The sequence below is a fragment of the Bradyrhizobium sp. ISRA442 genome (assembly GCF_038085055.1).
In the GTDB taxonomy this organism is placed as follows: domain Bacteria; phylum Pseudomonadota; class Alphaproteobacteria; order Rhizobiales; family Xanthobacteraceae; genus Bradyrhizobium.
The window spans coordinates 1-18,643 of record NZ_JALGCN010000018.1; the positions used below are offsets into that span (position 1 = coordinate 1).

Below are 18,643 nucleotides of genomic sequence, written 5' to 3' on the forward strand. Positions count from 1 at the left end.
CAGGCGGCGCGTCGTCGGCACGACACAGGAGCTGACCCGATGACCCTCACCCTCGAAACAAGATACGTCTTCACCATCACCGCGCGCATCGGTGACGTCATCACCGCCGGCGAGACCGGGATCGGCGTTCGCCGCATCATTCCGATCATCGGCGGCGAGGTGCAAGGCACGGTCACCGGCAAGGTGCTGCCTTACGGCGCCGATTTCCAGACCATCCGCCCCAACGAACTGATCGATCTCGAAGCCAGATACGCCTTCGAGACCGACGACGGCGCCACTGTCTACGTTGAGAACAAGGGCATGCGCTTCGGCCCGATCGAGCTCCTGCAGAAGCTCAAACGGGGCGAGCCCGTCGATCCGAAACTGATCTATTTCCGCACCGTGCCGAAGTTCGAGACGGGGCACGAGAAGTACCGTTGGCTGATGCAGCACATCTTCGTCGCCTCCGCCGCACGCCATGCGGACCGGGTGGTGATCGACGTGCATCAGGTGATGTGAGCCGAACAGACGTCATTGCGAGCGAAGCGAAGCAATCCAGACTGTCTGCGCGGATACATTCCTGGAGTGCTTCGCTTCGCTCGCAATGACGAAAAATGGGGTAGTGTCGGCGCCCTAAACTCGGCTCGTCGTCCCGGGGCGCGACGAAGTCGCGAGCCCGGGATCCATAGCCACAGGAAGGGGTTTGGCGACGACCCGTAACCCCGATCTCGCGCCACATCGCTCCCTGAGGTTGATGGTGCGGAACGGCCTTCGCAGGGGTGACGAGCGGAGGTTGGCCGCAAAGGAAGCGCATCCCTAACGTGTCAGTCGCAAAAATCGGCCAAGCACCTCGATGGCCCGCTAGGAACCGCATCCTGACCTATCCGCCCCGCCTTGACTCCCCCGGAATTCGTTATACAACATAACTATTCTGACAAGGACGCAAATGACACAGGGAAACGCCGAAGCCGCCAGCGCGGGTGCCGCCGGGCTGCTCAAGATCGAGAGGGCGGACAGGGTTTTGACCGTGGGTCTGAACCGGCCGGCCAAGCGCAATGCGCTGAACGACGGCATCATTCTGGAAATCGGCGACTGCTTCGCGACGCTGCCCGAGGATATCGGCGCGGTCGTCATCCACGGCATCGGCGACCATTTCTCCTCCGGCCTCGACCTCTCCGAATTGACCGACCACGACGCCACCGGCGGGCTCCTGCATTCGCAGATGTGGCACCGGGTGTTCGATCGCATCCAGTACAGCCGCGTGCCGGTCATCGCCGCGCTGAAAGGCGCCGTGATCGGCGGCGGGCTGGAGCTGGCCTGTGCCGCGCATATCCGCGTCGCCGAGCCCTCGACCTATTTCGCGCTGCCGGAGGGGCAGCGCGGCATCTTCGTCGGCGGCGGCGGATCGGTGCGGCTGCCGCGACTGATCGGAGTGGCGCGGATGATGGATATGATGCTGACGGGGCGCGTCTATTCGGCGACCGAAGGCGCTTCCTACGGCTTTGCGCAATACGTGACGGAAGCCGGCAATGGACTCGGCAAGGCGCTGGAGCTTGCCACCCGCATTGCCTCCAATGCGCCGCTGACGAATTTTGCCGTGCTCCAGGCGCTGCCGATGATCGCAGAAGCCAATCCGCAGACCGGCCTGTTGATGGAATCGCTGATGGCGACGGTGGCGCAGAGCGACAAGGAGGCAAAGCGCAGGATCCGCGAGTTCCTCGAGCACAAGACCGCCAAGGTGAAGCCGAAGTCATGAGCGCGCAGCCGTCCTCTTCCACCACGGAGCGCGGCATGAGCACATTCCCGCTGCGGCCGATCTCGTTCGGCGATCCCGCCGTCAATATCGAGCGGCGCGAGGACGGCACGATTTACCTCAGGCCGAAGCAGCCGCTCGGCGACTATCCCGTCCGCATCACCGACCGCCTGCATCATTGGGCAAAGACCACGCCCGACCGCATCTTCATGGCGGAGCGCGAAGGCGGACGCGGCTGGCGCAAGATCACCTATGCCGAGCTGCTCACGGCGAGCCGGCACATCGCCTCGGCCCTGATCCAGCGTGGCCTGTCGGCGGACAAGCCGGTCGTGATTCTCTCCGGCAATTCGATCGATCATGCCCTGCTCGCGTTCGGCGCGTTCTACGCCGGCATTCCGTTCTGCCCGGTGTCGCCGGCCTATTCGCTGGTGTCGAAGGACTACGGCAAGCTGTCCTATCTGATGCAGCTCCTGACGCCCGGACTCGTCTTCGCCGAGGACGCCGACAAGTTCGCGGATGCGCTTCTTGCCAACGTCTCGCTCGGAACCGAGATCGCCGCATCCTACGGCACCGTGGCCGGACGCGACGTCACGCGGCTCGCCGATCTCATCGCGACACCGATCCATCCCGCGCTCGACGAGGTGCACGACAAGATCGGCCCGGACACGATCGCAAAATTCCTGCTGACCTCCGGCTCGACCGGCAATCCCAAGGCCGTCATCAACACCCAGCGCATGATCTGCGCCAACCAGGTGATGCTGCGCGAGACGCTCGCCTTCCTCAAGGACGAACCACCCGTCATCATCGACTGGCTGCCCTGGAACCACACTTTCGGCGGCAACCACAATATCGGACTGACGCTCTACAACGGCGGCTCGATGTATCTCGACGCCGGCAAGCCGATGCCCGGCGGCATCGAGGAGACCGTGCGCAATCTCCAGGAGATTTCGCCGACGGTCTATTTCAATGTCCCCAAGGGCTATGAATCGCTGCTGCCCTACTTGCGCGACGACCAGGCCCTGCGCGCAAAATTCTTCGACCGGCTGCACGCGATGTTCTTCTCCGGCGCGGCTCTCTCGCCCTTCGTCTGGAACAGCCTCGACGAGCTCGCGGTCAAGGAGAAGGGCTATCGGGTACCGATGCTGACCGGCTTAGGTGCGACCGAGACCGCACCGTTCTTCATGTCGGTCAATCCGCGCACCAGCCGCTCCGGCCATGTCGGTCTGCCTGTCTCGGGCAATGATGCCAAGCTCGTGCCGAACAACGGCAAGCTGGAAGTCCGCTGTAAGGGCCCGAACGTGATGCCCGGCTACTGGCGCCAGCCGGACGTGACCGCAAAGTCCTTCGACGAGGAAGGCTTTTACAAGCTCGGCGATGCGCTGAAGCCTGCCGACCCCGATGATCTCAATGCCGGCTTCGATTTCGACGGCCGTGTCAGCGAGGATTTCAAGCTCGCGAGCGGCACGTGGGTCAGCGTCGGCCCGCTTCGCGCCCGCCTCATCGCGGCCTGCGCGCCGCTGGTGCGCGACGTCGTCATCGCCGGGATCAATCGCGACGAGATCTCCGCGCTCGTGGTGCTCGACCTCGACGGCTGCCGCCTGATCAATCCGACGCTGGCGGCCGACGATCTCGTCGTGACCGCGCGAGACCGTCTGGTCCGCGACGCCTTTCGCGAGCGCCTGATCCGTTTCCTCAGTACCGCCACCGGCTCCTCGACACGAATTACGCGCGCGATCCTGCTGGACGCGCCGCTGTCGATCGACAAGGGCGAGGTCACGGACAAGGGTTCGATCAACCAGCGCGCGGTGCTCGAACATCGCGCCGCATTGATCGAGGAGCTCTACGCTGCCAATCCATCGGACCGTGTGATATCGGTCGGCTAACAGGACGAGATTTGTCGTGAAACAGTCGGCCCCGGCGTTCCCTTCACCTCGCCCCGCTTGCGGGGAGAGATCGAATTTGCGCAGAAGCGCAAATTCGGGTGAGGGGGACTCTCCGCGTGTCCGTCTTTCACCTCTTTTGCGGAAGCAGCCCCTCACCCCAACCCTCTCCCGTAAGAACGGGGGGAGGGAGCAGATCGATCGATCCGATCGCATTCGAATTCGAAGGAGAACGCCATGTTGTTGAAGGATCAGGCAGTCATCGTCACCGGCGGCGCATCGGGACTTGGTGCTGCCACCGCGCGTAAACTGGCGGCGCAGGGCGCCAAGGTCGCGGTCTGCGATCTCAATGCCAAGCTCGCAGAGACCGTCGCCGCCGAGATCAAGGGCGTCGCGGTCGCCTGCGACGTCTCCGATGCGGCTTCCGCCGAAGCCGCGATCGCGCAGGCCGCTAAGGCGCATGGCCCGGCGCGCGTGCTGGTCAACTGCGCCGGCATCGGCGTTGCAAAGCGCGTCGTCGGCCGCGACGGACCAATGGCGCTCTCCGATTTCGACAAGGTGGTCAAGGTCAACCTGATCGGCACCTTCAACATGCTGCGCCTCGCCGCGACCGAGATGTCCAAGCTCGAGCCGCAGGCCACCGGCGAGCGCGGCGTCATCATCAACACCGCGTCGGTCGCTGCCTATGACGGCCAGATCGGACAGTCGGCCTATTCGGCCTCCAAGGGCGGCATCGTCGGCATGACGCTGCCGATCGCGCGTGAGCTCGCTCAGTTCGGCGTCCGCGTGCTCACCATCGCGCCCGGGCTGTTCCTGACGCCTTTGCTCGCCAACCTGCCGCAGGAGGCCCAGGACTCGCTCGCCGCAGCGATCCCCTTCCCTCGCCGGCTCGGCAGCCCGGACGAATTCGCCGCGCTCGCGCTGCACATGGTGGAAAATCCCTACCTCAACGGCGAAGTGGTGCGCCTCGACGCCTCGCTGCGCATGGCGCCGAAGTAAGAACGGCAATCGTAGGGGCGCGACATGTTCGTGAACCGGCGCGACGTACAGATCCAGTGGGGCGATTGCGACCCCGCTAACATCGTCTATTACCCGCGCTATTTCGGCATGTTCGACGATTCGACCTCGGTCCTGTTCGAGAAGGCCGGCTTCTCGAAGCAGGACCTGGTCCACAAATATGGCCTGGTCGGCATTCCCATGGTCGACACGCGGGCGAAATTCTACATCCCCTCGACCCATGGCGACTGGATCACCATCGAGACCCGGATCGAGAGCATCAAGCGCTCGAGCTTCGAGGTGAAGCACAACGTCTACAAGGGCGAGGCGCTGGCAATCGAAGCCTTCGAGACCCGCGTCCTGGTCGGCCGCGACCCGGCCGACCCGGACAAGCTGAAATCGGCGCCGTTTCCTCCGGAAATGGTGACGAAATTCATCGGGAGCTAAATCGCCACACCATCCAAAGACGGGGCTGAATTAACCCCCGATTTCTGCTTTCAAAGAAACACGTAAAGGGAGGAATAGATGAGACGCTTTTACCTGACCGCCGCGATCGCCGCCGCGACGCTCGCACTGCCGGCGCTGGCGCAGACCAATGAAATCACCATCGGCATCACCACCACCACGACTGGCCCGGGCGCGGCCCTTGGCATTCCCGAGCGCAACGCGCTGGAATTCGTGCCGAAGGAGATCGGCGGCGTGCCGCTGAAGGTGATCGTGCTCGACGACGGCGGCGACCCGACGACGGCGACCACCAACGCTCGCCGCTTCGTCACGGAATCCAAGGCCGACATCATCATGGGTTCGGCTCTGACGCCGCCGACGATCGCCGTCTCCAACGTCGCCAACGAAGCCGGCATTCCGCATTTCGGCCTCGCGCCGTTTCCGATCACGCCGGACCGCATGAAGTGGTCGGTGGCGATGCCGCAGCCGATCCCGATCGTGGGCAAGGTGCTCTACGACCACATGAAGTCCAAGGGCGTGAAGACCGTCGGCTATATCGGCTACTCCGATTCTTACGGTGACCTCTGGTTCAACGACCTGAAGGCGCAGGCCGTGCCGATGGGCGTGACCGTCGTCGACGAGGAGCGCTTCGCGCGTCCCGACACCTCGGTGACCGGGCAGGTCTTGAAGCTCGTCGCTGCCAATCCCGACGCGATCCTGGTCGGCGCCTCCGGCACCGCGGCCGCGCTGCCGCAGACCGAGCTGCGCGAGCGCGGCTATCAGGGGCTGATCTACCAGACCCACGGCGCTGCCAGCATGGACTTCATCCGCATCGCCGGCAAAGCCGCGGAAGGCGTGCTGATGGCCTCGGGCCCGGTGATGGATCCGGAAGACCAGCCGGACGAGGCGCAGACGAAGAAGCCGGGCCTTGCGCTCAACACCGCCTATGAAGCGAAGTACGGCCCGAACAGCCGCAGCCAGTTTGCCGGTCACTCCTACGACGCCTTCGAGCTTCTCAAACGCATCATTCCGGCTGCACTGAAGACGGCCAAGCCGGGCACGCCGGAGTTTCGCGAGGCCATCCGCCAGGCCCTGCTGACGGAGAAGGAACTGGCGGCCAGTCAGGGCGTCTACAACTTCACCGAAAAGGATCGCTACGGCCTCGATGAGCGCTCGCGCATCCTGCTCACGGTGAAGAATGGCAAGTATACGCTGGTCAAGTAAGCACAGCTTTCGGTTCGAGACGATCAGAGCCGGCCCCATGGGCCGGCTCTTTTTTGCGCGGCGTGGCGCCGAGCTTCAGGCAGCCTGAGCAAGCCTGCTCCAGGCAAACTCCGGATAGTACTTGACCATCATCCGGTCGACATAGGCGGTGAGGTTCGGAAACTCCTCGGCCCGCCCGCGCAGCTTGGATTCGAAGAACGGCGTGAGGATTCCGGCGAGCGCGCCGAAGGCGGTCGCATCGACGCCGCACGGCTTGTCGCCCATCAGATAGGACTTGTCGCCGAGCTGCACCGAAAGCGCAAACAGCGAGCGTACGGCGAGATCGACATCGTCATCAGGCGCATGGCGGCCGAGACCGGAGAGCAGATAATTCTCGGCGACCCGAAATTGCGCATCCTCGCGCAGCTTCTCACGGTTGTGCTCCGGCGCGCCGTCGAAGAAGTGCGCAGGCCCCTTGGCGAAATTGACCGGATCGACCCAGCGCGCCCCGACCAGCGCCCAGTAGACGTGATGCTCGATCATCCGCTCGAAGGCCCAGGCCTGCGCGCGCTGCTGCAGGCTGAGGCCGGCGTCGAAATCGAATCCGTATCGGCGTTCGATATGGGCGCGGATGAAGGTGGAATCGGCGACCGCCTCGCCATCATCGTCGATGAAGGGCAACTGCCCCTTGGGCGAGGCGGGCGGCATCGCCCGCTCCTTCCGATACGGCAGCTCCGCCATCTTGAGCTGCACCTCGGTCTTGGTGACGAAAGGGCTGATTTCCGGCAGGCCGAATCCGACACCGAAGCCGTAAAGGGTGATCATGTCTCGCGCTCCTGATCCTCGAAAGATGCGATGGAACCTATCGTCCGGCTGCTGCCACCATGGTGGCAGCAGCCGTGATATCCTTGGTGAAACGAGCCCCCCGCCAGGCCCGGCCCATGAGGTGGCGGACCAACGCGTTCGCGACCTGGACCAGCGAGCGGGTCACAAGGCTCACCAACGCAAGGCGGAAGTCGATGAACATCAGATCGAGTGACATGAGGCGCCCGAACGCCCAAGTAGGCAGCAAGGCGTGCAGCGAGGCCTGTACCCGCCATAACGGGACGGCCGTGCCGAATTGGGTGGGAATGAACATGGACAAATCCTCTTCTGTCGAAGCGTTGTCCCGGTATAGAACTCCCCTGCTGCCAACATCCTGTCAGCAGCCGCGCGCCGTTTTTTGAGCCGCCTGCGATCACGGATTTGCGAAGAGAACTGTCATGAGACGTGCCGACCGGCTGTTTCAGATCATCCAGGTGCTGAGGCGCAGCCGCAAACCGCTCACGGCCGACGCGATCGCGGCCGAGCTCGAGACCTCCAAGCGCACCGTCTATCGCGACATCGCCACGCTGATCGGCCAGCGCGTGCCGATCCGCGGCGAGGCCGGCATGGGCTACATCCTGGAAAAGGGCTTTGACCTGCCACCGTTGATGCTGACACCTGACGAGATCGAGGCGGCGGTGCTCGGGGCGCAATGGGTCGCTGGCCATGCCGACGCGGCACTGGCGCGTGCCGCCGAAGACCTCATGGCCAAGATCGCCGACACTGTGCCCGAACGGCTGCGGCCGTTCGTGCTGGAGCCCGCAAGCCGCGCCCGGCCAAGCTGGAACAGGGAGCCTGACCGCATGGACATGGTGCGCACGCGCACCCAGATCCATGAAGGCAAGAAGATCATGCTGCGCTATCGCGACGAGCAGGGCCGCCCCAGCGAGCGCATGATTTGGCCGATCGCGGTCGGCTATCTCGAAGCGGTCCGCCTGCTCGCGGCCTGGTGCGAGCTGCGCAGCGACTTCCGCAGCTTCCGCACCGATCGCGTCGTGGAGGCGACCTATCTCGACGAGAGATATCCGGAGCGGCGCGACGTGCTGCGCGCGAAATGGCGGCAGAGCCTGGTCTGGGGCCCGCCGAAGGATACGTAATGGCGATTGATGGGACGTTCGCCGTCGACCTGTCGACCTGCTGCCAGGCTTGCGGCGCCTGTTGTGCCTATTCGGCAAACTGGCCGCGCTTCTCGATCGAGAGCGATGATGAACTTGCGCTGATCCCGGAAAAGCTCGTCAACGATCGGCAATCGGGCATGCGCTGCGAGGGCGATCGCTGCGCGGCTTTGCAAGGAGAGATCGGGACGGCGACCGCCTGCGGCATCTATCAGGTGCGGCCGGAGGTCTGCCGCACCTGCATGCCGGGCGACGCCGAATGCGCCATGGCGCGGCGGAAATTCGGACTGCCGGTGATCGCGGTAGTCTAAGCCGGAACGGCCTCGGCGAGGTCGTCGTCGTCGAGCTCGTCCTCAAGTGGCGCGAGCACAGAGAGCGGCTTGGTCGATAGCGTAATCGGCTTGCGACCGCCCGACACGGACAATGTCGATTTGGCCGAGCGCTCGCGCGACAGCGCGTAGAGCGTCGAGCCGACGCGGCCGCCGTTATCGACCAGGTCGCGCTCGCTGCAGCTCGCCGCGATCGCGACCGCCAGCGAATGCAGGTGGCTGCGGCGGTAGCAGAACAGCGCCAGCCTCGCGCGGACCTCGGGGGAAACACTCTCAACCAGCCTCGGCAGGCCGCTTTCACTGGCGCGATACATCTCGCCAAGGAGTTCGTCGCGGACCGGGCAGAAATCGCTTTCGTAGGCGTCGCGGCTTGAAAACATTGCAGTTCTCCCTCGACGCCGAAGATGCAGCGCAATTCTCTAATGAAAGGTTAACCACACTGACCGGTAGTTCCGCAGGGTTGTTGCGCCCAGGCCGCGAATCAGGCGCGGGCGGTCCCGTTGCGGCGCATCCTTCGAGACGCCCGCCTTCGGCGGGCTCCTCAGGATGAAGTCTGGGTTTGCGGGAAGATCTTTGACCCTCATGGTGAGGAGCGCCGCTTGGCTCGTCTCCGGACGATGCTTTGCATCGCCGGGCGAACCATGAGGCCGAGCCCCCATCGGGAGCGCCCCGGCGTCAGTTGGCGGCCATGAAGATGGAGAGACCGAAACCGGTGAGGTGGTGCAGCGCCTGGTCGACGCCGATCAGGGTCCAGAACCAGGGGTGCTCCTGGTTGACGCCGAAATTGGCCGAGACAAGACCCTTGGCCCGGTCGACCGTAATGTGAATCGCGAAATCGATCAGCGCCACGAACCAGAATCGTGGCGCCACGATCAGGATCAGCGGCAGCGCAACCGCAAGGTGAATCAGGCAGTGCACCAGCAGCGGCAGACCCCAGCCGTGCTTCTGGTCCTTGCCGTGCGCCATCCAAGCGGTTTGCAGCACGAAATCGGCGATGATGTGCTTGAAGGTAAGCAGCATCATCCAGCCAATGAGCGCTTCAACCGGAACCGCCGATGACATGGGTGGAAACGACAAAGCTGACGCCCTCATTGACGTGGGAAGCAAAAATGGAGCGTTCAGCGCAACTTCTTCTTGGACCCGGCCAAATCTCCGGGATCGATCTTTTATGACATTTCCCGCGGCGGAATGCATCCGGGGGGAACTCGAAAATCGCCAACTGTGGCCGAACGGCGATAGGACGACCAATCGACGCGGACGCGCCAAGTCAGGTTACCTTCGGCTCAAAATTTGCATTCTCCTGCCAGGAAGCTATCATCCCCAGGTAGAGAATATCGTTCTTTTTTCAGGCATGTACGAATTTTCAGGCGCGCGCAGCCGGCAAATCCGCCGCCCGCCACCCAGCGTAAGGCCAGAGTGCTGCCCTGAGTACTGTAGGCCCGACGGCACCCACCGAGCAGCAGCCGCCGCGGCGCCCCAAGGTGATCAAGACCAATCAGCAGCAGGTCCTTCGATACGATCGGGCTCGAATGGCTTCTGGTCGCACAGTCCAGGATGTCCGTGACCACGGCCGGCGACCTCGCGCGCATCATCTACGAGAACAAGTCTGCGCTCGGGCTCGATAGCGGCTTTGCCACGCGCATCGAGCCGGCCTCCACCGAGAAGGACGCCCTCGTGATGGCGCATCAGGGCGCGGCCGACTACATCAACGACGACACCAAGTCGTTCATGGATAAGTACAGCGACATGATGTACCTGGGCGCTGCCGCGCTCAGCGTCATCGGCTCTATCTTCGCCGCGATCTACGCCAAGATCACCCAGATCGCACCGGAGAAGGCCAGCGAGCTGTCCACCGCGATCCTCGACATCGGCGAGCGCATCGAGCAGGCCCATTCGTTGGATCAGCTCGAATGTCTTCAGGACGAGCTCGAGGGCATTCTGCGCGGCGCGATCATCGGGCTCCGGGACGGCACGATCAGTACCGATGGACTCGACACGTTCAAGCTCGGCTATGAATTCGTCCGCGACGAGATAGGTATGCGCCGCGACTACCTGAAGCGCCATGCCGCCGAGGTGGAGAAGGACGCCCCCGCGCCGCACGACGACACCAATGTCGTGGTGGTGAAGACCGCACAGAGCGCCTGATCTCGCAGGCGCAGCAACCGAGCTCGAAGACGACCCGGCATTTCGCCTGGATCAGCGTTCGGAACCCCGGGAACCCTCCCGATCCGCAACCGTTGGGGTGCCGAATACAACCGGAGAACGCGGCATGCGTACACTCCTCGTCATCCTCCTCCTGGGAATGCTGGCGGCGGTTGGCTATTTCGCCTATTCCGCGATGGCGGTCGAGGGAGACCCGATCCCGACGGAAGGCTACGTGGCGCTCGCCCTGGGCGCAGGGTTCTCCGTGATCGTCGGCGTCGGCCTGATGGTCCTGCTGTTCTTCAGCAGCCGCCGCGGCTACGACGAGCCGCCGCATTTCAAGTAGTGGCCGGTCTGCCTGTCACCTCCCCGGCATGGCGGATCGAGACCGGCCGGTGACGCCGCCCGATCGGCTTCCTTTTGACGCCGCCGGTCAAACTGTCCTTGCCCGTCGTTGACGCCCCCCGCCCGCACGGGCACTTTGGCGCCGACGTCCCAACCGGGACCTCCAAATCCTATCCCCAGACCCGGGCCGCCTCCCCGCATGTGCAAATCCTTGATCCCCGCTCTGGCGCAGTTCGTAGCCGCCACGGCCGGCCGCAACATGACCAAGGCGGCGTATGGCGCGGTGATCCTCGGTGTCGCGGCCATGGTGCTGCTGACGGTCAACCCGGCCTATGAGGCGGCGTACCGCTGGCTCGATGGCCTGCTGTGGGCCTGCCTTCTCTACTTCGTGTTCGAATGGGTGGTCCGGCTGCGCCACATGGCGCGGCAACGGCGTCTTTCGCTCTACATGTCCACCTCCGCAGGGCTGGTCGACGCGATCGGGGCGCTGGCCGTCCCGACAGCACTGATCTTGGGCATCGAACCCAGAACGGCCTGGCTGCTCAGCGTGCTCTGGGTCATGAAGGTGGTGCCGGGCATTCCCGGCCTGCGGCAGCTTCGCCGCGTGCTGGTGCTGGAATCGGGCCCACTGATCAGCGTGCTCGTGATCTTCCTGATGGTGGTCTTCCTCGCCTCGGTCGCCGAATATTTCCTGGAGCGGGACGTGCAGCCGCAGACCTTCGGCAGCGTCCCGGCCGCGCTGTGGTGGGCGGTGGTGACCCTGACGACCACGGGCTATGGCGATGTCGTGCCGGTGACGCCGCTCGGCCGCATGGTGGCGGCGCTGGTGATGATCTCCGGCCTCGGCGTGTTCGGGCTCTGGACCGGTATTTTGGCGACCGGATTCGCCGCCGAGACCCGGCGCGACAATTTCCTGAAGACCTGGGAGTCCGTCAGCAAGGTGCCGTTCTTCGCCGCCCTCGGCCCCGCAGCGATCGCCGACGTCACCCACATGCTGCGCACCATGGAGCTGCCGGCCCGCACCATGATCATCCGGAAGGGCCAGCAGGGCGACTGCATGTATTTCATTGCGGCCGGCGAGGTCGAGGTCGATCTGCCTGGCAAGAAGGTGCAGCTCGGCGAGGGCGCCTTCTTCGGCGAGATGGCGCTGCTCGGCAACAATGTGCGCGGCGCCAACGTCGCGACCACGAAAGTATCGCGGCTCCTGGTGCTCGACCTCGTCGACTTCCGCGTGCTGATGGCGCGTCATCCGGATCTCGCCGAGACCATCGATGCGGAAGCCAAGCGCCGCGCGCTCGAGAACAAATAAACGGAGACAAGAATGTCGGAGACAGCCGACGCGGCCAGCAGCCCCGTGCTCGAAATCACCGGCGCGCGCGCCACCATCCGCCTCAACCGCCCGAAGCATCTCAACCGGCTCCAGGCCGAAGATCTCGGCGAGCTCATGAAGCTGTTCGACCGGATCGAGGCGGATCCCGCAATCCGCGTGCTGGTGCTCACCGGCACGGGGCGCGCCTTCTCCGCGGGCTACGACCTCAACTCGGTGGCCGAGCGCGCGGTGAGCGCCAAGGAGCAGCAGAGTGCCGGCTCGGCGTTCGAGGTGGTCGTCAACCGGCTGGAGGATCTCGGCGTGCCGACGATCTGCCGGCTCAACGGCGGCGTCTATGGCGGCGCGACCGACCTCGCGCTCGCCTGCGATTTCCGCATCGGCGTCGATACCGCCGAGATGTTCATGCCCGCGGCGCGGCTCGGGCTGCACTACTACAAGAGCGGCATCAAGCGCTACGTGACGCGTCTCGGCGTCGACAACGCCAAAAGACTATTCCTGACCGCGCAGAAGATCAGTGCGCCGGAGATGCTGCGGATCGGCTATCTCACCGACATGGTGCCGGAGGAATCGCTCGACGAGGAGATCGACAAGTTAGCTGCGATCCTGGCCGGCAACGCGCCGAACGCGATGCGCGGCATGAAGCGCGCCATCAACGAATTCGCCCGCGGCGAGCTCAATGAGGCCGCCGCCGACCAGCGCCATCGCGACAGCATGCGCGGCGACGAGATCAAGGAAGGCATCAAGGCGTTCGCGGAAAAGCGGCCGCCGCGGTTTTGAGAAGCGCAAGTCTGGATTGGCAGATTGGCGGTTGGGGATCGGGTGAGCGAGCCCCATATTCGCTCGTCGTCCCGGCGAAGGCCGGGACCCATAACCACAGGAAGCGGTTGTGGCGCGAGATCGTGGTTACCAATCTTCGCCAAGCCAAATCTTGTGGTTATGGGTCCCGGGCTCGCGCTTCGCGCGCCCCGGGACGACGAGTCGGATTTGAGGCGCCACCTTCAGCGAACATTTTTACCCTCCGCAACCGACGAAACAGTCCTGAAACACGATTCTCCCGTCATGGCGTGAACGGATTCGCAGCTCGGCTCGACCGAAACGCAGGGACACAACAACGGCCTTGCGCCAAACTGGAGAATGAAGATGTTTCGCAAGCTTGCACTTGGTCTGATCGCCGCCGGCTCGCTCGGTGTTGCCGCCCTCGCGCCCAACGCTGCATCGGCCCACGGCTTCCACCATCACTGGGGTCCCGGCTGGGGCTGGGGTTATGGCGGCCTCTACGTCAACACCGGCGTCAGCAACTGCTACCAGGAGCGCGCCATCCAGACCCGCCACGGCCTGCGCGTCCGCGTCGTGAACGTCTGCGCGTACGGGATGTACTGAGATCTCGCTTTCGGCAAACAAGCCTCGGTCGCACAGCGACCGGGGTTTTGCTACGTGTCACTCCGGTCGTCCGACGAAAGTTGAGAGAAGACTACTTCATCGTCGTCATTGCGAGCGAAGCGAAGCAATCCAGAGATGTCTCCTCGGTGGGATTCTGGATTGCTTCGCTTCGCTCGCAATGACGACGTAGGAGAATCTCACTCGTCCGCGAAGGTCACAGTATCCGCAACACTCGCGCGCGAGGTGCGGTAGCTGTTGACCTTGTGAGCGTGATCGGCATAGCCGAACGAGATGCCGCAGACGACGCGGCGGTCGTCGGGCAAGTTGAAGTGACGCCGGATCAGCCCGGAGTGGCGCGCAAGCGCGGCCTGCGGAATGGTGCCGAGCCCGAGCGCCTGGGCGGCGAGCATGAAATTGCTGACATAAGCACCGCAGTCGATCGCGCCGTAGATCCCGAGCGGCTCGTTGGTGTGGATCACAGCCACATGCGGCGCGCCGAAGAAATTGTAATTCTCCAGCGCCTGCTTGGCATAGGCCGCCTTGTCGCCGCGGGCAATGCCCAGCGTGTTGTAGAGCTGAAAGCCGCTCTCGCGGCGGCGTTCGAGGTAGACGCCGACATATTCGCGCGGCGGGGTGAAATCATGGTCGTCCTTGGCGCCGGATGCGGCTTCCGCATAGATCGCCTTGTGAAAGCGCTCCTTGGCCGCGCCGCTGGCGATCAGCACCTGCCAGGGCTGGCTGTTGCACCAGGACGCGGTGCGCTGGGCGGTCCTCAGCACGTGCTCGATGGTCGCGCGGTCGACCTCCCTCGGCAGGAATGCACGCACGGAGTAGCGCTCGTTGAGGAGCTCCTCGAGCACCCCGATGCGATCTTCGGTGGCGTAGCGGGCGTTGGGTGATTTCGCATCCATGGCGCAACCTTTGTCTTCCGTAGGGTGGGTTAGCCGAAGGCGTAACCCACCTCTTCTATCGATCGTCATTGAGAGCACTAGTGGGTTACGCGTCGCTAACCCACCCTACGATTCCAAATCAACGTCCCTTCGTGGGGATCTTGTTATACGGCACGTCCTTGTCAACGCGGATGTCACCGGGCAGGCCCAGCACGCGCTCGGCGATGATGTTGCGCAGGATCTCGTCGGTGCCGCCCGCGATGCGCATCGAGGGCGAGGACAGCAGCATCTGCTGGAACTGGCCGTGCGCGGTTTCCTCGTCCATTCCCGTGAGAACGCCGGCCGCGCCCTGGAGGTCCATCGCGTAAGCGGCGATGTCTTGTAGCATCAGGCCCGACACCAGCTTTCCGATCGAGTTTTCAGGGCCAGGCCGCTCGCCCTTCGACAGCGCCGAGATCGCGCGGTAGCTCGTGTATTTCAGCCCGCTCGACTTCACCGCCCAGCTCGCGAGCTTCGAGCGCACCGCGGGATCGTCGATGGCGAGGCCATCCTCCAGCATCAGTTTGGAGCAGAACTCGAACATCTCCGGCACGCCGGTCGCGAGCCGCGCGCCGATCGACATGCGCTCGTTCATCAGCGTGGTCAGCGAAACGCTCCAGCCTTCGCCGACGGCGCCGAGGCGCTGGCTGTCGGGGATCACCACGTCGGTGAAATAGACCTCGTTGAACTCCTGCATGCCGTTGGCCTGCTTGATCGGGCGGACCTCGACCCCTGGGCTCTTCATGTCCAGGAAGAACATGGTGAGGCCCTTGTGCTTGGGCACGTTCGGATCGGTGCGCGCGATCAGGAGGCCATAGTCGGAATAATGCGCGCCCGAGGTCCAGATCTTCTGGCCGTTGACGACCCAACTGTCGCCCTTCTTCTCCGCGCGCGTGCGGAGCCCTGCGACGTCCGAGCCGGCGGACGGCTCGGAGAAAAGCTGGCACCAGATCTCCTCGCCCGCGGCGAGTTTTGGCAAGTACCGGCGCTTGGCATCCTCGCTGCCCCAGGCCATCACGGTCGGGCCGCACATGCCCTCGCCGATCTGGAACGGCTGCGTCAGCTTGCCGTAGACGCCCTCCTCCTGCTGCCAGATCACGCGCTCGATCGGCGTCGCGCCGCGCCCGCCATATTCCTTCGGCCAGTGCAGGCAGGCCCAGTTACCTTCGAACTTCCTCTTCTGCCAGGCCTTGCCGACATCGACGATGTCGTGCTTCGCAAGCCGGATGCGGCCGAGCGAGGATTTCGATAGCTCAGCCTCGAGCTCCTTCGGCGCGTTGGCGTCGATCCATTTGCGCGCTGTCTCGCGGAATGCGGCTTCCTGCGGCGTGTCGTCGAAATTCATGGCGGACCTCACTTCTGCGTAGGATAGGCGCCTAGCGGATTGCGCTTCGCGCATCCGCGGGGCTAACCCACCCTACTTTTCGAACTCATCTTCCCTTCGTCGGGATCTTGTTGAACGGCACGTCCTTGTCGACGCGGATGTCGCCGGGCAGTCCCAGCACTCGCTCGGCGATGATGTTACGCATGATCTCGTCGGTGCCGCCCTCGACGCGCGTACCCGGCGCGCGCAGCAGCATCGCCTGAAAGCGGCCGGCGACTTCGGCGTCTTCAGAACCGCTGATCACGCCGGCTCCTTGCAGATCGAGCGCGTAGGCCGCAACGTCCTGGATCATGGAGCCAGCGACCAGCTTGCCGATGGAATTTTCAGGCCCCGGCCGCTCGCCTTTCGACAGCGCCGAGATCGCGCGCATGCTGGTGTATTTCAGCCCGCTCGCCTTCACCGCCCAGTTCGCGAGCTTCGAGCGCACCGCTGCGTTCTCGATCGCCGGTCCATCCTCCAGCATCAGGCCGGAGCAATAGTCGAACAGCTCCGGAAAGCCTGTCGCCACGCCCGCACCGATCGACATGCGCTCGTTCATCAGCGTGGTCAGCGAGACGTTCCAGCCGTCATTGACCTCGCCGAGGCGCTGGTGATCGGGAATGCGGACGTTGGTGAAATAGACCTCGTTGAAGTCGGACGCGCCGCTCGCCTGCTTGATCGGCCGCACCTCGACGCCCGGACTCTTCATGTCCAGGAAGAACATGGTGAGGCCCTTGTGCTTGGGTACGGTGGGATCGGTGCGCGTCAGGAGGATGCCGTAGTCGGAATAGTGCGCGCCCGAGGTCCAGATCTTCTGGCCGTTGATCACCCATTCGTCGCCGTCCTTCTCGGCGCGCGTGCGCAAGCCCGCGACGTCGGAACCGCCAGCCGGCTCGGAAAAGAGCTGGCACCAGACCTTCTCGCCGGAAGCGAGCGGCGGCAGATATTTGCGCTTATGCTCCTCGCGCGCGAACGCCATCATGGTCGGCCCGCACATGCCGTGGCCGATGATGAACATATGGGAGAGCTTGCCGAACGGGCCCTCCTCCTGCTGCCAGATCACGCGCTCGATCGGCGACGATCCGCGCCCGCCATACTCCTTCGGCCAGTGCAGGCAGGCCCAGCCGGCGTCGGCCTTCTTCTTCTGCCAGGCTTTTGCGACCTCGAGGATGTCAGCGTTCTTGAGCTGCGTGCGGCCGAGCGAGGATTTGCGCAGCTCCTCCTCGTACTGCGTGGGCGCGTTCGCGGCGATCCAGGCGCGGGCTTGGCTGCGGAATTCGGCTTCCTGCGGGGTGTCGTCGAAGTTCATTACGCTTCTCTGTCTTCCGTAGGGTGGGTTAGCCGAAGGCGTAACCCACCACTTCTCTAGAATGTTGTTACGCCGCGTTCTTCTTGCGCATGCGATCGATGAGCTGGTCTTCCCAATAGGTGAGGCTGCCGAGCCCGAGCGCCATGGCGTTGGCGCGACGGTAGTACATGTGGCAATCGAACTCCCAGGTGAAACCCATGCCGCCATGGACCTGGATGTTGTTCTTGGCGCAGTGCTGGAACGCCTGCGTCGCGCTGATGCGCGCCGCGGCGGCTGCTTCGGGCAATTCGGCCGCATCGGTGGAGAGCGCCCAGGCGCCGTAATAGCTGTTGGAGCGCGCCAGCGTCGCCGAGACATACATATCCGCGAGCATGTGCTTGACTGCCTGGAACGAGCCGATCTGGCGCCCGAAGGCGATGCGGTCGAGCGCGTAGTCGCGGCCCATCTCCAGCGCGCGGTCGGCACCGCCGACCTGCTCGAAGGCGCACAGCACCGCGGCACGGTCGAGCACCTGGGTGAGGATGCTCCAACCTTCGCCGGGAGCGCCAAGCGGTTCGGCCTTGCAATCCTTGAAGGTGATCTCGGCCTGGCCACGGGTCGGATCGAGATTGGTCAGGTTTTTGACCTCGACGCCGCCGCCCCTGAGGTCGACCAGGAACAGCGAGATATCGCTGTCGCGCCCGCTCGTTCCCGTGCGCGCGGCGACGACCGCGAAATCGGCGATCGCGCCGTCGGCGACCGGTTTCTTGACGCCGTTGAGCACGCCGTTCGAAGCGGCGACTTTGATGCTCTTCGGCGACGGATTGCCCTTGCCCTCGAACAGTGCCAGCGTGCCGATCGCCTCGCCCGAGGCAATCGCGGGCAGCCATTTCTTCTTCTGCGCGTCACTGCCGGCGATCAGCAGCGCTTCGGCGGCGAGATAGACGGTCGAGGAGAACGGCACCGGCGCATTCGCCCGGCCCATCTCCTCGGCGATGACGCAGAGCTCGAGATGGCCGGCACCCGCGCCGCCGAATTCCTCGGGAATCGCAACGCCGAGAAAGCCCATGTCGGCGAGCCCCTTCCACAGTTCGCTGTCATAAGGCGCCTTGCCGTCGAGCACGACGCGCACCGCCTTGGGCGAGCACTTTTCGGTGAGGAATTTCCGCGCCTGGTCGCGGAGTTGTTTCTGGTCGTCAGAGAAATCGAAGTTCATGGCGGCTTACCTTCTTATTCGTTGTCATTCGTCAAGGCCGTCATTCCGGGGCGCCGCGCAATCGGCGAGCCCGGAATGACGCGTTGA

General features: G+C 64.2%; 21 protein-coding genes and 1 pseudogene. 13 read left to right on the forward strand and 9 right to left on the reverse strand.

The features are described from left to right. Nucleotides 1-39: 39 nt before the first annotated feature. The 6 genes from MTR72_RS29260 (at nt 40) to MTR72_RS29285 (ending at nt 6,276) form a co-directional block, all read left to right on the forward strand. Nucleotides 40-498 (forward strand): DUF3237 domain-containing protein, encoded by a 459-nt coding sequence (locus MTR72_RS29260; RefSeq protein WP_280966900.1) that lies wholly within the window; start codon nt 40-42, stop codon nt 496-498. Nucleotides 499-925: 427 nt separating this feature from the next. After that, nucleotides 926-1,735: a crotonase/enoyl-CoA hydratase family protein gene (locus tag MTR72_RS29265; protein WP_280966901.1), complete on the forward strand. Its 810-nt coding sequence runs from the start codon at nt 926-928 to the stop codon at nt 1,733-1,735. Then, nucleotides 1,732-3,615 carry a feruloyl-CoA synthase gene (locus MTR72_RS29270; RefSeq protein WP_341511633.1) on the forward strand — a complete coding sequence of 628 codons (1,884 nt, stop codon included), beginning with the start codon at nt 1,732-1,734 and terminating at the stop codon, nt 3,613-3,615. The genes MTR72_RS29265 and MTR72_RS29270 overlap by 4 nt, the downstream gene beginning before the upstream one ends. Nucleotides 3,616-3,849: 234 nt before the next feature. Beyond that, the gene (locus MTR72_RS29275) at nt 3,850-4,611 is read left to right on the forward strand and encodes an SDR family NAD(P)-dependent oxidoreductase (protein ID WP_280966903.1); all 762 of its coding nucleotides are present in this window, start codon (nt 3,850-3,852) and stop codon (nt 4,609-4,611) included. A 24-nt stretch (nt 4,612-4,635) separates the two neighbouring features. After that, nucleotides 4,636-5,055, forward strand: a complete 420-nt coding sequence (locus MTR72_RS29280) for an acyl-CoA thioesterase (protein ID WP_280966904.1) — start codon at nt 4,636-4,638, stop codon at nt 5,053-5,055. A gap of 78 nt (nt 5,056-5,133) precedes the next feature. Continuing rightward, nucleotides 5,134-6,276: an ABC transporter substrate-binding protein gene (locus tag MTR72_RS29285; protein WP_280966905.1), complete on the forward strand. Its 1,143-nt coding sequence runs from the start codon at nt 5,134-5,136 to the stop codon at nt 6,274-6,276. Between the two features lie 75 nt (nt 6,277-6,351). Here MTR72_RS29285 and MTR72_RS29290 read toward each other — a convergent pair whose 3' ends face one another. Further along, nucleotides 6,352-7,080, reverse strand: coding sequence for a glutathione S-transferase family protein (locus MTR72_RS29290; protein ID WP_280966906.1), 729 nt, complete (start codon nt 7,078-7,080; stop codon nt 6,352-6,354). A gap of 37 nt (nt 7,081-7,117) precedes the next feature. Further along, nucleotides 7,118-7,393, reverse strand: a complete 276-nt coding sequence (locus MTR72_RS29295; RefSeq protein ID WP_280966907.1) for a hypothetical protein — start codon at nt 7,391-7,393, stop codon at nt 7,118-7,120. Between the two features lie 124 nt (nt 7,394-7,517). Here MTR72_RS29295 and MTR72_RS29300 point away from each other — a divergent pair, with 124 nt between their 5' ends. Beyond that, the gene (locus tag MTR72_RS29300; protein WP_279373205.1) at nt 7,518-8,216 is read left to right on the forward strand and encodes a helix-turn-helix transcriptional regulator; all 699 of its coding nucleotides are present in this window, start codon (nt 7,518-7,520) and stop codon (nt 8,214-8,216) included. After that, nucleotides 8,216-8,545: a YkgJ family cysteine cluster protein gene (locus MTR72_RS29305; protein WP_280966908.1), complete on the forward strand. Its 330-nt coding sequence runs from the start codon at nt 8,216-8,218 to the stop codon at nt 8,543-8,545. The genes MTR72_RS29300 and MTR72_RS29305 overlap by 1 nt, the downstream gene beginning before the upstream one ends. Here the strand turns inward: MTR72_RS29305 and MTR72_RS29310 are convergent. The 3 genes from MTR72_RS29310 to MTR72_RS29320 form a co-directional block, all read right to left on the reverse strand. Then, nucleotides 8,542-8,943, reverse strand: coding sequence for a hypothetical protein (locus MTR72_RS29310; RefSeq protein ID WP_280966909.1), 402 nt, complete (start codon nt 8,941-8,943; stop codon nt 8,542-8,544). The genes MTR72_RS29305 and MTR72_RS29310 overlap by 4 nt on opposite strands. 295 nt (nt 8,944-9,238) lie before the next feature. Further along, nucleotides 9,239-9,586, reverse strand: coding sequence for a DUF3307 domain-containing protein (locus MTR72_RS29315; RefSeq protein WP_280971140.1), 348 nt, complete (start codon nt 9,584-9,586; stop codon nt 9,239-9,241). A 260-nt stretch (nt 9,587-9,846) separates the two neighbouring features. After that, nucleotides 9,847-10,131 carry a hypothetical protein gene (locus MTR72_RS29320; RefSeq protein ID WP_280966910.1) on the reverse strand — a complete coding sequence of 95 codons (285 nt, stop codon included), beginning with the start codon at nt 10,129-10,131 and terminating at the stop codon, nt 9,847-9,849. Between MTR72_RS29320 and MTR72_RS29325 the strand changes: the two are divergent. The 5 genes and pseudogenes from MTR72_RS29325 to MTR72_RS29345 all read left to right on the forward strand — a co-directional run. After that, a pseudogene (locus MTR72_RS29325) lies at nt 10,073-10,708 on the forward strand (TAXI family TRAP transporter solute-binding subunit); the annotation flags it as partial. The gene MTR72_RS29320 and the pseudogene MTR72_RS29325 sit on opposite strands and share 59 nt — an antisense overlap. A 124-nt stretch (nt 10,709-10,832) precedes the next feature. Next, nucleotides 10,833-11,051 carry a hypothetical protein gene (locus MTR72_RS29330; protein ID WP_280966912.1) on the forward strand — a complete coding sequence of 73 codons (219 nt, stop codon included), beginning with the start codon at nt 10,833-10,835 and terminating at the stop codon, nt 11,049-11,051. 198 nt (nt 11,052-11,249) lie between these two features. Next, the gene (locus tag MTR72_RS29335) at nt 11,250-12,359 is read left to right on the forward strand and encodes a cyclic nucleotide-gated ion channel (protein ID WP_280966913.1); all 1,110 of its coding nucleotides are present in this window, start codon (nt 11,250-11,252) and stop codon (nt 12,357-12,359) included. Between the two features lie 12 nt (nt 12,360-12,371). Beyond that, nucleotides 12,372-13,157, forward strand: a complete 786-nt coding sequence (locus tag MTR72_RS29340) for an enoyl-CoA hydratase/isomerase family protein (RefSeq protein ID WP_280966914.1) — start codon at nt 12,372-12,374, stop codon at nt 13,155-13,157. 363 nt (nt 13,158-13,520) lie between these two features. Further along, nucleotides 13,521-13,760 (forward strand): hypothetical protein, encoded by a 240-nt coding sequence (locus MTR72_RS29345; RefSeq protein ID WP_280966915.1) that lies wholly within the window; start codon nt 13,521-13,523, stop codon nt 13,758-13,760. Between the two features lie 197 nt (nt 13,761-13,957). Here MTR72_RS29345 and MTR72_RS29350 read toward each other — a convergent pair whose 3' ends face one another. The 4 genes from MTR72_RS29350 to MTR72_RS29365 form a co-directional block, all read right to left on the reverse strand. After that, nucleotides 13,958-14,671, reverse strand: coding sequence for a nitroreductase (locus MTR72_RS29350; protein ID WP_280966916.1), 714 nt, complete (start codon nt 14,669-14,671; stop codon nt 13,958-13,960). A gap of 118 nt (nt 14,672-14,789) precedes the next feature. Further along, nucleotides 14,790-16,034: an acyl-CoA dehydrogenase gene (locus MTR72_RS29355; RefSeq protein ID WP_280966917.1), complete on the reverse strand. Its 1,245-nt coding sequence runs from the start codon at nt 16,032-16,034 to the stop codon at nt 14,790-14,792. 85 nt (nt 16,035-16,119) lie between these two features. Beyond that, nucleotides 16,120-17,361 carry an acyl-CoA dehydrogenase gene (locus tag MTR72_RS29360; RefSeq protein WP_280966918.1) on the reverse strand — a complete coding sequence of 414 codons (1,242 nt, stop codon included), beginning with the start codon at nt 17,359-17,361 and terminating at the stop codon, nt 16,120-16,122. Between the two features lie 67 nt (nt 17,362-17,428). After that, complete coding sequence (locus MTR72_RS29365; protein WP_280966919.1) at nt 17,429-18,556, reverse strand: acyl-CoA dehydrogenase family protein; 1,128 nt, start codon at nt 18,554-18,556, stop codon at nt 17,429-17,431. Nucleotides 18,557-18,643: the final 87 nt, after the last annotated feature.

Coding starts and splice junctions, on each gene's coding strand:
- MTR72_RS29290 (WP_280966906.1), bottom strand. CDS start 7,080: ATGATCACCCTTTACGGCTTCGGTGTCGGATTCGGCCTGCCGGAAATC.
- MTR72_RS29355 (WP_280966917.1), bottom strand. CDS start 16,034: ATGAATTTCGACGACACGCCGCAGGAAGCCGCATTCCGCGAGACAGCG.
- MTR72_RS29275 (WP_280966903.1), top strand. CDS start 3,850: ATGTTGTTGAAGGATCAGGCAGTCATCGTCACCGGCGGCGCATCGGGA.
- MTR72_RS29300 (WP_279373205.1), top strand. CDS start 7,518: ATGAGACGTGCCGACCGGCTGTTTCAGATCATCCAGGTGCTGAGGCGC.
- MTR72_RS29365 (WP_280966919.1), bottom strand. CDS start 18,556: ATGAACTTCGATTTCTCTGACGACCAGAAACAACTCCGCGACCAGGCG.
- MTR72_RS29345 (WP_280966915.1), top strand. CDS start 13,521: ATGTTTCGCAAGCTTGCACTTGGTCTGATCGCCGCCGGCTCGCTCGGT.
- MTR72_RS29335 (WP_280966913.1), top strand. CDS start 11,250: ATGTGCAAATCCTTGATCCCCGCTCTGGCGCAGTTCGTAGCCGCCACG.
- MTR72_RS29310 (WP_280966909.1), bottom strand. CDS start 8,943: ATGTTTTCAAGCCGCGACGCCTACGAAAGCGATTTCTGCCCGGTCCGC.
- MTR72_RS29340 (WP_280966914.1), top strand. CDS start 12,372: ATGTCGGAGACAGCCGACGCGGCCAGCAGCCCCGTGCTCGAAATCACC.
- MTR72_RS29305 (WP_280966908.1), top strand. CDS start 8,216: ATGGCGATTGATGGGACGTTCGCCGTCGACCTGTCGACCTGCTGCCAG.
- MTR72_RS29280 (WP_280966904.1), top strand. CDS start 4,636: ATGTTCGTGAACCGGCGCGACGTACAGATCCAGTGGGGCGATTGCGAC.
- MTR72_RS29265 (WP_280966901.1), top strand. CDS start 926: ATGACACAGGGAAACGCCGAAGCCGCCAGCGCGGGTGCCGCCGGGCTG.
- MTR72_RS29360 (WP_280966918.1), bottom strand. CDS start 17,361: ATGAACTTCGACGACACCCCGCAGGAAGCCGAATTCCGCAGCCAAGCC.
- MTR72_RS29270 (WP_341511633.1), top strand. CDS start 1,732: ATGAGCGCGCAGCCGTCCTCTTCCACCACGGAGCGCGGCATGAGCACA.
- MTR72_RS29260 (WP_280966900.1), top strand. CDS start 40: ATGACCCTCACCCTCGAAACAAGATACGTCTTCACCATCACCGCGCGC.
- MTR72_RS29315 (WP_280971140.1), bottom strand. CDS start 9,586: ATGATGCTGCTTACCTTCAAGCACATCATCGCCGATTTCGTGCTGCAA.
- MTR72_RS29295 (WP_280966907.1), bottom strand. CDS start 7,393: ATGTTCATTCCCACCCAATTCGGCACGGCCGTCCCGTTATGGCGGGTA.
- MTR72_RS29350 (WP_280966916.1), bottom strand. CDS start 14,671: ATGGATGCGAAATCACCCAACGCCCGCTACGCCACCGAAGATCGCATC.
- MTR72_RS29285 (WP_280966905.1), top strand. CDS start 5,134: ATGAGACGCTTTTACCTGACCGCCGCGATCGCCGCCGCGACGCTCGCA.
- MTR72_RS29330 (WP_280966912.1), top strand. CDS start 10,833: ATGCGTACACTCCTCGTCATCCTCCTCCTGGGAATGCTGGCGGCGGTT.